Origin of the sequence: Brevibacillus sp. RS1.1, assembly GCF_013284365.1 — a bacterium.
Lineage (GTDB): Bacteria > Bacillota > Bacilli > Brevibacillales > Brevibacillaceae > Brevibacillus > Brevibacillus brevis_D.
The window spans coordinates 161662-171413 of the sequence record NZ_JABSVA010000010.1 but is presented as its reverse complement, the minus strand read 5'-3'; the positions used below and the strand labels follow the sequence as shown (position 1 = coordinate 171413).

Below are 9752 nucleotides of genomic sequence, written 5' to 3'. Positions count from 1 at the left end.
TGTGCAATTCGTCCGAAGACGACTTTTCTATCTTATCGTATCGCAACTGTTTTTGCAAGAGGTTTTTTAAACCATTTCACTTCGTTCAGCAGCGACAAGATCTAATATAACAAAATCACCAGGTATAAGTCAAGTGTTTCTCTTACTTTTTTATTGATGATTTTTCATTTGCATTGATTGTTTCGAGCAGAATTTAAATATAAATGAAACAAGTCACGGTGTCAACAGGAAAAACGAATAGCGATTCTCTTTTTATTTCACACTATAAACGCTTGGCGCTTTAGCTGCGTACCCGTGAAGTATCCAACAATTAAACGGCGGTGTTACTATGGATCCAAAACCAACCTATGAAGAATACGAAAACGATCATTACAGTGAATTATCTACTGTAGAGTCACAACGCAATGAAATCCTTCAGGAAGAATTCCCTGAGGGGCCATTTGGAGCTGCCACGAACGAAGCTCGCTTAGGGAAAGCAACAGGCTGGGAGCCCGGACAGCATTCCACCACCACTCGATTCACTTATGAAACAAGGCTAATGCATCAAGACCTTCCTAGACAAGACCCATCCGCGCACCCCATTCATGATGATCCGAACGAAGAAGAATAAATAAAAAAACCAAGCCCCCACTTCAAACAAGCAGGGGGCTTGGTCGATCTTATCAAAGAATGTATGACTACTCCTCAGCCACTACATGAGTCGTTAAGGTTCCGATTCCTTCAATGGTTACCGAAATTTCATCACCTGGAACAAGCTCACCTACACCAGATGGCGTCCCGGTTAAAATAACATCGCCGGGGCGAAGCGTCATGACCGCAGATACAGCCTCGATCAGCTGCGGAATCGAAAAAATCAATTGATCTGTGCAAGCATCCTGACGCACTTCCCCGTTTACTCGTGTCACGATACGCAAATGATGGTAATCCAGTTTGGCTGCAATAGCAGGTCCAAGCGGACAAAATGTATCAAAGCCTTTTGCCCGAGTCCATTGGCCATCGCTCATCTGCAGATCGCGCGCGGTCACATCAATCGCACAAGTAAATCCCAAAATATAATCGTCTGCATCCGCAGCCTGGATCTTCTTGGCCTCTTTCTTAATCACCACGGCGAGTTCGCCTTCATAATGAAGGTTCTGCGTCAGCTTTGGATAGACGATAGGCTCACCAGGTCCAATGACAGTTGTTGACGGCTTCAAAAACATCAACGGTTCTTTTGGCAGGTCAATCCCCATCTCAGCCGCATGGTCCCGGTAATTCAATCCGATACATACAACCTTGCTTGGATCACTTGGCGCCTTTAACGTGACCTCATCCAGAGGTAGTTCAAGGCCCGTCATGATCGGTTTTGCCGTATGGATTTTGTAAATGTCCCCTTCAATCACGCGTACTTTGTGATCCTCTTCCACCATCCAACCATGCTTCACCTTACCATTGCGCTCATAACGGATTATCATGATTCCTTCTCCCCCGTGTCGCGAGTGTCTCTATACCTATAGTTAGAACAGGTCAGTTGTCGTTTCTTTTGGCTTCGTTGTAATCTCTTCGATTTCAGTTCGCGCTACAGCATCCTCCACTAACGCTTCTACATCCAGCACTTCCTCAAATTTTGCAGCGAGGCGAGGCTTCGGTCGCGTTACAGGATTTTTCGGTGTAAACACCGTGCAGCAGTCTTCATACGGCAAAATAGAAAGCTCGTACGTATCGATTTGACGAGAAATGTCCACGATATCTACCTTGTCCATGGCGACGAGTGGTCGCAGGATCGGAATTGAAATCACCTTGTTGATCGTGTCCATGCTTTCCAAGGTTTGCGATGCAACTTGACCGAGGCTTTCTCCTGTTGCGAGTGCCTTGGCATTCGTATTTTCCGCAACACGCTCCGAAATGCGCATCATGAAGCGACGCATGATGGTGATCAAATAGTCTTCTGGACATTTTTCACGAATGGCGGTCTGAATCTCGGTAAACGGTACAACGTGGAGACGGACAGTTCCTCCCCATTTCGTCAGCTTATGAGCCAAGTCACGTACTTTTTGCAAAGCGCGCTCGCTCGTAAACGGATAGCTGTGGAAGTGGATCGCTTCAAGCGTCACACCACGCTTCAGCATCATCCAACCCGCTACAGGACTGTCGATACCACCAGAAAGAAGCAGCAGTACTTTTCCACTCACCCCAACTGGCAAGCCACCTAGTCCCTTGATGGTTTCACAGCTAATGTAAGTACCCTCTGTGCGAATTTCTACATTCACGATGGTATCTGGCTCGTGCAAGTCTACGCTGATAGCTGGCAGAGCACGCAGGATGTGCGTTGCCACCATTCGATTGACTTCCATCGATTGAATCGGATAGCGTTTATCCGCACGACGGGAAACCACACGGAACGTACGTGGCTGTGGATTCAATTGACGAACCAACTCCAGCGCTTTTTCCTTGATCGTTTCAATATCAGGATCTACCTGGATCGTCGGACTAAAGGAAGAAATCCCAAAAACGCGCTTCAAACGCTCCATAACCGCGTAAGCATCCTCGCCGTGCAGCTCCACGTACATCCGGCCGTAATTGCGTCGAACTTTTACTTTAAAAAACGAACGCAGTACGTTTCTCACGCTTTTTACAAGGGCCTCTTCGAATTGATCGCGATTTTTCCCTTTAAGCGCCAACTCACCATAACGAATTAAAATAACATCGTAGTTCATGATTATCTCCTTTTAGTTGTCCACACTATTTTCTATAAGCGGGGGCAGGTTGTTGTTTGATATACGTCCGAAGCACACTAACGCATTCCTCTAACGCCTTCAAAAACTGCTGAATGTCGTCCGCTGTATTTTCCCGGCCCAGACTGATCCGCAGAGATGACAACGCGCAATCCCGCTCGATGCCAATCGCAGTCAGAACTCTGCTCGGCTCATTGACTTTGGATGAACAGGCCGACTTGGTGGATATCAGAAAACCTTTTTCCTCCAAAGCATGCAACAGGACTTCTGCTTTTACTCCTGGTACTGACAAGTTCATAATATGAGGAGCCGTATTCGATTCCGGGGTATTCACGACGCAACCTTCCATCGTTGCAATCCCCTCACGAAGCTGTTGATTCAATTTTTGCAGCCTGATCATCTCGACGCTGCCCAGTTCTTCTAGAATCCGGATTGCTTTTGCCATACCAGCGATGGCTGGGAGGTTTTCCGTTCCTGAGCGAACGCCGCCTTCTTGACCGCCACCCATCATCAACGGGTGAATGATCAAGCCTTCCCGTTTATACAAAATGCCAACTCCTCTGGGCCCGTAAAACTTGTGCGCAGAGACGCTCAGCAGATCGATCCCTGAATCCTTGATGCGCAAAGGAACTTTCCCAATTCCTTGGACAGCATCAACGTGAAACAGGACTTTCGGGAATTGCTTCAACCATTGTCCGATTTCTAGGATCGGTTGAATAGTTCCCAGCTCGTTGTTCACATGCATAACCGAAACGAGAATCGTATCCGGACGCATTGCTTTCTGAACAGCTTCTACCGATACGCGGCCTTCACGATCTACCGGCAGATATGTCACAGCAAATCCCAGACCTTCCAACTGTTTGCAAACATCGTAAACAGCCGGATGCTCTACCTGCGTCGTAATAATATGTTTCCCTCTGTTTTGATATTGAAAGGCTACACCCTTGATCGCCGTATTATTGCTCTCCGTACCACCTGAAGTAAAAATAACTTCACTTTCTTTACAGCCCAAGTACTGAGCGGCAACCTTTCGCGCCTGCTTCAGTACATTTTCCGCCTCTACTCCTTTTTGATGCAAGGAAGACGGGTTTCCATAGTAGCTTTCCATCGCGCGTCTAACGGTTTCAATCACTTGAGGATGAGGCCGGGTAGTCGCACTGTTGTCCAAATAAATCACCAGTACACACCTTCCTAAGGGCAAGATGCCCGAATACTACGCTTCATCATAACATGACTTTTCGTAAAGAACATACAAAGTATTACACTTCTCGACCTTATTTTTCCCCGAGTGCATTGCTCTCAAAAGGCCAAATCAGACAATCTGAACAACCGTTCACAGACTATTCACGGATAAAGCGCTTACATCCAGATATAGGCTATTTACATTGGTTTGGCCTTTCGTTAGAATAGTCAATAAATTTAGATAAAAAACAACAACAAGGAGAGAACCACCATGACAGCACAAGCTATGCAAGAAGAAATCAAGAAGATGGAAGCCGAATTGAAAAGACTGCAAGCGGAACTGGCGAAGATGAACAAAAATATCCCTCAGTACGACCGCACGGATGTCGCATACCTAAATGAGGTGTACAACGCGTGACGCTTATTCGAATTCGATAGCGTGGTGACGGCATGAAGGATTCGCCGTGACCACGCTATTTTTTGTAAAAAAACCGCTCCTGTCAGTTCGACGGAACGGTTTGGCTTGCTTCTATTTAAACGGAATCTCTCCTACATACTCGCCAGAAAAAACTTCAGTAGCCGGACCCGTCATATAGACGCGATTATCCGCTTCCTTCCATTCAATAAAGAGATCGCCTCCTGCCAGGTGGACCGTGACTTTTCTTCCTGTCTTTCCACTCAAGTGGGCAGCTACTGCAGCAGCGCAAGCTCCCGTCCCACAGGCAAGCGTTACACCTGATCCCCTCTCCCATACACGGAAAAGAATTTCCTCGTGATTCAATATTTGGATAAATTCGACGTTGGTTCGCTCAGGAAACCACTCGTGATACTCGATCATTGGCCCGTAGTGACGAACATCTTCTTCCTTCACTTCATCCACAAAAAGGATGGCATGAGGATTCCCCATCGAAACAGCCGTCATCGTAAACGCCGTTCCACCGACTTCGATTCCCTCTTCTCGTACTTGCTCTTCTGGAATGCCTGTCATCGGAATTGCTGCTCGCTCAAAACGAGGCTCTCCCATATCGATTGTTACTTGATCGACCTTACCATCTGCTCCTAGCGATACGACAGGAGTGACGGTCCCTCCCAATGTCTCCACGGTAAACGTTGTTTGCTCCGTCAAACCGTGATCGTATACGTACTTACTCACACAGCGCAAGCCGTTTCCGCAATTTTTTGCTTCGCTGCCATCATTGTTAAAGACCCGCATGCGAAAATCTGCTCGCTCAGATGGCATAATGAGGATCAGTCCATCGCCCCCAATGCCAAAATTCCGATCACTCACTCTTCGTGCCAATTCGGGTAAATCTGCACGTGATAAGTCTTCCTCAAAACAGTTGACGTAAACGTAATCATTCCCCAAGCCATGCAGCTTTGTAAATTTCATCGTCCACTCCTCTTTCTCTTTCGTATGCTAGGTCTGACTCTTTTCTATGCCTATTATCTTATCACACCCCAGAGAATCGCGGTCGAATCAAAAGGTGGTATACTACCACTAGCATCGATGATGGGAAGAGGTGGAACAAGCATTGGATTATCATATTTTCCGCTATGCACTCGGAACGAAAAATGAAGCAAAACGCCTCGCTGTACAAAAAGCAACGGGAACGGAACCTTTCTGCATATCCGTCCCCTCTGGCGTAGCGGCTCAACCGATGAGTGAAGAAGAAACGATTACAGGCGCGATCAATCGGGCAAAAGCTGCACGTAGTCAAGCCCCGGAAGCAGACATCGGGCTAGGCTTGGAAGGCGGACTTATGTACGATGAGTGGTTTACAAAACAGTGGTATTTGATTTCCATCTGTGCAGCCTGGAATGGAAATGAGCTATTTATTGGAAAGGGTTTGGCTTTTCCTATCCCGAATCAAGCTGTTCACCGAATCCAGCAGGAACAAATTGAGCTCAGTACCATCATAGATGAATGGGGGAAAACCGTCGGCAGTAATCATCGCGGCGGCGCCTATTCCCTCTTAACAGATAATCGCGTACGTCGTTCCGATGTGTTTTGTGACGCCGTGATCGCAGCCATTACGCCTTTTGTTTCCTCGTTGTACAAATAACATAAAAAACCCTCTCCAGCTAAACGAACCGGAGAGGGTTTTGGTTTGATGCTTTTAGCGAGCCGTATAATACGGGTAGATGACTAATGCGCCCAAAATGGCAACAGCACCTACGATCATCGCCCAGACTCCAAGCGTCTTCGAGTTGCGTCGATACGCCAGATAGCCAAGCACCATACCAATTGGAGCCACCAAGTACGGCATGAAAAACAAGGACAGGATCGATAAGCCCAAGCCAGTCATCCCGATACCGCTGGCCCGATTTCCCCGGTTTTCCTCGTCTGTGTCGATCTCACTGGCAGCACGACTCGTCGGAAACGGCTCGGCGATTTCCGCCGCCGCCTCGATGTCGTCATCTCTGACTTTGGCAACCGGTGAACGGTCCTCCTTTGTCAAAACAACGCCATCCAAACGCTCCGAAAAGTCTTTTCGCTCCTCATCCAGCTCGCCTGTATAGCGCTCTGTCAAGGAGTGGGGGTCATAGTGAACCCTGCGCCTCGACCGATCTTCCTCTTCGTCAAAGACGGCCTGTGTCCAGGTATTCGCTGCAAACTCCCTGTCGTGCTGATCAACCGTCTCGGAAAAACCGGTGTCTTCCTTCCGCTTCGCATCATTACGTTCGTGTCGATCCAACATAGCATGCTCAGCCCCTTTTTTGGTAAAGGATTAATTAAGTGAAGGAAGTAGCCTTATTGTCTGCCTACGTTGTACAATTTAAACGGGAGGCGAGAGAATGAAACCAGACAAAATCCTAACCATTGGCATTGATATTGACGGTACAGTCACATCACCCAGCAGTATTGTTCCGTTGATGAATGAGAGCTTTGGAAGAGATTTACGATATGAAGATTGTGTGGAATACAATTTAGCCAACGTGTATCAAATCACGGACGCAGAGTTTGAAATGTGGCTGGATCAAAATGGGGAGCGCCTATATGATGGTGCGCCTGTTCACGGAATAGCCGATCAGGTTTTGCGCGATTGGTCTACCTCCCACAAGCTGGTATATATAAGTGCTCGTGAGGATCGTCACCGCGATGTGACGTTACAATGGTTTGCTCGCTACAATATCCCTCATCATGAAGTGGATTTGATTGGGAGCCACGACAAGCTGTCAGCTGCCCACAAGTGGGGCGTGGACCTATTTTTGGAGGATCGTCTGGAGAACGCTTTGCAATTGTCAGAGGCGCTGCAAATTCCCGTGTTCTTGTTTGACACTCCGTATAACCAAGCTGCCTTACCTCCGCTCGTCCATCGAGTCACTTCTTGGGAAGAGGTTGCCCAAAAAGTCAACGAGCTTTTTCCAGCTAAGACAAGCGTATAGGTTGAATAGCAAAAAGACGTATCACCTTAAAGGGATACGTCCTTTTTGCGCCGAAGCGTTATTTCTTTTCGGATGTCTTCGGCTTGAACGTCAGACAACAGGTCTCAGACGATGTCTTAGCCTTATCCTGATGCTGCGTGTTTTGACCGTACTCGCCTGCGAATTCTTCTTTCAGGTTTACGGTGGCGTGAGCGTCAATCTCTACCATGATCTCATCGGCGCTGCAAAGATTGCCCTTCGCCCAGTACTCACAGTTTGCTACAGAACATTTTACTGCTGGCATGTGCATTCACCCCCTAGAGGCTAGCCTTCACAACAACTCAGGGGCTTATACTTTGCCATTCACAGTGGAAACCAATACTCTACACAAGAAAGAAGTGGATGACATGTCGATTACCCGTATTGTCGTCATCACCGGAGCTTCTGGTGGCCTTGGTCTAGCTTTGACACGACTTCATTTGGAAAAAGGAGATTGTGTCATTGCCACTAGCCGGAAAACGATTACCCAGGAACTCGTTTCGTTACAAAAAGATTATCTGGATCGACTCCATCATTACCCGTTAGACGTCAGCAGCAACGAAGACATTCGGCAGTTCGCTGCATGGGTGCACATCCGCTTCGAACGATGCGATTTTCTCTACAACAATGCAGGGATGGCCGTCTTTGAATCACTCATCGAAATGCGCGTGGAGGAGCTCGAAGAAACACTGCGAACGAATATTTCCGGTGTTCTCTACACGACCCGTGCCTTTTTGCCGATGATGCTTCAGCAAAAGCAAGGGCATATTATCACGGTTGCCTCACTTGCCGGACAGGTCGCTACAGCCAAAGCTGCGGTATACGCTGCCAGCAAAGCAGCCGTCATCCGTTTTAGTGAAGGATTGCGTCATGAGCTGCAAGGTACTGGAATTGCTGTGACGTGTGCGATGCCAGGCCCGATTGACACACCCTTTTTAGATAAGGCAGACAAAACAGGTAGCTATCGCAGCAAAGTAAGTCGGTATTTATTGACACCAGAACAAACGGCAAGAGCCATTTATCGAGCGGCGGAAGCAAAACGTCCGGAGGTTGCCATGCCATTTCGTCTACATGCGCTCTCCCGTATTTACTTTTTATTACCTCAGTGGCTAAAACACCTCGTCTCACCTCTCCTCAATCGGAAGTGATGAGGAATCCTCCAAGTTTTTCAATGCCCCGAATGCAAGAAGACCGAAAATGATACATACGGCTGCTCCGGCTCCAATGATCCCTTGAACGCCTAGGAAGGGTATGAGGACGCCAGAGACAGCCGCTCCCGCCGGCATTCCCGTCCCCGTAATCGTTCGAACGCTGGTTAACACCCGCCCCAAGAGAGCATCGGGCACCTGTTTTTGCAGGTAGCTTCTGTACATGATGTTATAGGGAGCAAAGCAAAAACCCGCCACAACCAGCGAAGCCATTGCGATCTCCAACCGCGAGAATAAAGCGATTGGCAATGTCGTCAATCCCCACGCCAAGATAATCCCTGCTAGCGTCGATCCCAACGGAAGTTTCCACGTAACCGTCGAGAAAAAAAGAGAGCCTAGTAATGCCCCGATTGCCAAAGCAGACCAAAGCATCCCTAACGCAACAGATCCCCCTGCCAAATCCTGATTCGCATACAGGGGTAATGCAATTTCAATGGGGCCATACGACATGTTAAACAAAAACGTAAAGAAAACAAGAATGATCAATTGCTTGCGTCCAAATAGGTAGCGATACCCTGTTCGCATGTCACTCCAGAGAGAACGAAAGAACACTCCCATTTGACCTTTTACAATTGTTGTAGGATTCGCACTTTTCGTAAGCTCACGAGGCAGCCTTGAGAAGCAGAAGGCACATACAAAAAAGCTAGCCGCATCAATCAATAGAACATAAGCTTCCCCAATCAACCCGATTATAACTCCCGCGAGTGCCGGTCCAAACATATACACAATTTGCCATTGCGTTTCCATCACGCCATTCGCTTTGACCAATTGATTTTTGTCCGATACGATTCTCGGCAACAATGTCTGCGCCCCAGCCATGCTCAACGGAGAAAGGATTCCTGCAATCACAATCAGCACGTATATCACAAATAGTGGAACTTGATCGACCTGCAATAATGCGACCAACGCTATAAAAATAAGTCCTCGTGCGATATTGTCCATCATGATGAGCTTGCGTCGATCAAATCGATCCAGCAAAACTCCCGCTACTAAACCAGCAAAAACAGCAGGGAGCATATATGCAAGAACGACCCCACCCATCGCCGCAGGTGAGCCTGTTTTCTTCATGACAAACCACGTCAAGCCCATCCAGCCAAACTGATCCCCCAGACTAGACAAGAACATCCCCAGCCAATACCAGCGAAATGAACGCTGTTGCCATAATTCCTTCATGCTGCATCTTCCTTTTTCTCTATATTTCCATTCATTGTATAGTCAGATTCATACTTTTTCAACAATTATA

General features: G+C 47.6%; 12 protein-coding genes. 5 read left to right on the top strand and 7 right to left on the bottom strand.

Translation table 11 applies throughout. The annotated features are described in order from the left end of the window. Positions 1 to 328: 328 nt before the first annotated feature. Complete coding sequence (locus HP570_RS24655) at positions 329 to 610, top strand: hypothetical protein (protein ID WP_015892359.1); 282 nt, start codon at positions 329 to 331, stop codon at positions 608 to 610. A gap of 67 nt (positions 611 to 677) precedes the next feature. On the opposite strand, the gene HP570_RS24650 is transcribed toward HP570_RS24655, so the two are convergent. The 3 genes from HP570_RS24650 to HP570_RS24640 are packed head-to-tail and all read right to left on the bottom strand — an operon-like array spanning position 678 to position 3891. Further along, positions 678 to 1454 (bottom strand): fumarylacetoacetate hydrolase family protein, encoded by a 777-nt coding sequence (locus HP570_RS24650; protein WP_015892360.1) that lies wholly within the window; start codon positions 1452 to 1454, stop codon positions 678 to 680. Between the two features lie 42 nt (positions 1455 to 1496). Beyond that, the gene (gene thiI / locus HP570_RS24645) at positions 1497 to 2696 is read right to left on the bottom strand and encodes a tRNA uracil 4-sulfurtransferase ThiI (RefSeq protein WP_015892361.1); all 1200 of its coding nucleotides are present in this window, start codon (positions 2694 to 2696) and stop codon (positions 1497 to 1499) included. Between the two features lie 25 nt (positions 2697 to 2721). Further along, the gene (locus HP570_RS24640) at positions 2722 to 3891 is read right to left on the bottom strand and encodes a cysteine desulfurase family protein (RefSeq protein WP_173627477.1); all 1170 of its coding nucleotides are present in this window, start codon (positions 3889 to 3891) and stop codon (positions 2722 to 2724) included. Between the two features lie 276 nt (positions 3892 to 4167). On the opposite strand from HP570_RS24640, the gene HP570_RS24635 reads away from it, so the two are divergent. Further along, on the top strand, positions 4168 to 4314 hold the full coding sequence (locus HP570_RS24635) for a hypothetical protein (protein WP_015892363.1): 147 nt from the start codon (positions 4168 to 4170) through the stop codon (positions 4312 to 4314). Between the two features lie 111 nt (positions 4315 to 4425). Here HP570_RS24635 and dapF read toward each other — a convergent pair whose 3' ends face one another. Beyond that, entirely contained in the window at positions 4426 to 5286 is an 861-nt protein-coding gene (gene dapF / locus HP570_RS24630; protein WP_173627476.1) for a diaminopimelate epimerase, read from the bottom strand. Between the two features lie 142 nt (positions 5287 to 5428). Here dapF and HP570_RS24625 point away from each other — a divergent pair, with 142 nt between their 5' ends. Further along, positions 5429 to 5959, top strand: a complete 531-nt coding sequence (locus HP570_RS24625) for a DUF84 family protein (protein WP_217364805.1) — start codon at positions 5429 to 5431, stop codon at positions 5957 to 5959. Between the two features lie 54 nt (positions 5960 to 6013). Here HP570_RS24625 and HP570_RS24620 read toward each other — a convergent pair whose 3' ends face one another. Continuing rightward, a complete protein-coding gene (locus HP570_RS24620) occupies positions 6014 to 6595 on the bottom strand; it encodes a DUF1700 domain-containing protein (RefSeq protein ID WP_015892366.1) in 582 nt (193 codons plus the stop codon). Positions 6596 to 6692: 97 nt separating this feature from the next. Between HP570_RS24620 and HP570_RS24615 the strand changes: the two genes are divergently transcribed. Beyond that, on the top strand, positions 6693 to 7283 hold the full coding sequence (locus tag HP570_RS24615) for a 5' nucleotidase, NT5C type (protein WP_173627474.1): 591 nt from the start codon (positions 6693 to 6695) through the stop codon (positions 7281 to 7283). A gap of 58 nt (positions 7284 to 7341) precedes the next feature. On the opposite strand, the gene HP570_RS24610 is transcribed toward HP570_RS24615, so the two are convergent. Then, positions 7342 to 7566: a DUF1540 domain-containing protein gene (locus tag HP570_RS24610; protein WP_173627473.1), complete on the bottom strand. Its 225-nt coding sequence runs from the start codon at positions 7564 to 7566 to the stop codon at positions 7342 to 7344. A 52-nt stretch (positions 7567 to 7618) separates the two neighbouring features. Between HP570_RS24610 and HP570_RS24605 the strand changes: the two genes are divergently transcribed. Then, positions 7619 to 8449 carry an SDR family NAD(P)-dependent oxidoreductase gene (locus HP570_RS24605; protein ID WP_173627472.1) on the top strand — a complete coding sequence of 277 codons (831 nt, stop codon included), beginning with the start codon at positions 7619 to 7621 and terminating at the stop codon, positions 8447 to 8449. Here the strand turns inward: HP570_RS24605 and HP570_RS24600 are convergent. Then, positions 8426 to 9682, bottom strand: a complete 1257-nt coding sequence (locus tag HP570_RS24600) for an MFS transporter (RefSeq protein WP_173627471.1) — start codon at positions 9680 to 9682, stop codon at positions 8426 to 8428. The two genes, HP570_RS24605 and HP570_RS24600, sit on opposite strands and share 24 nt — an antisense overlap. Between the last annotated feature and the right edge of the window lie 70 nt (positions 9683 to 9752).

Coding starts and splice junctions, on each gene's coding strand:
- HP570_RS24655 (WP_015892359.1), top strand. CDS start 329: ATGGATCCAAAACCAACCTATGAAGAATACGAAAACGATCATTACAGT.
- HP570_RS24650 (WP_015892360.1), bottom strand. CDS start 1,454: ATGATAATCCGTTATGAGCGCAATGGTAAGGTGAAGCATGGTTGGATG.
- thiI (WP_015892361.1), bottom strand. CDS start 2,696: ATGAACTACGATGTTATTTTAATTCGTTATGGTGAGTTGGCGCTTAAA.
- HP570_RS24635 (WP_015892363.1), top strand. CDS start 4,168: ATGACAGCACAAGCTATGCAAGAAGAAATCAAGAAGATGGAAGCCGAA.
- dapF (WP_173627476.1), bottom strand. CDS start 5,286: ATGAAATTTACAAAGCTGCATGGCTTGGGGAATGATTACGTTTACGTC.
- HP570_RS24620 (WP_015892366.1), bottom strand. CDS start 6,595: ATGTTGGATCGACACGAACGTAATGATGCGAAGCGGAAGGAAGACACC.
- HP570_RS24615 (WP_173627474.1), top strand. CDS start 6,693: ATGAAACCAGACAAAATCCTAACCATTGGCATTGATATTGACGGTACA.
- HP570_RS24610 (WP_173627473.1), bottom strand. CDS start 7,566: ATGCCAGCAGTAAAATGTTCTGTAGCAAACTGTGAGTACTGGGCGAAG.
- HP570_RS24600 (WP_173627471.1), bottom strand. CDS start 9,682: ATGAAGGAATTATGGCAACAGCGTTCATTTCGCTGGTATTGGCTGGGG.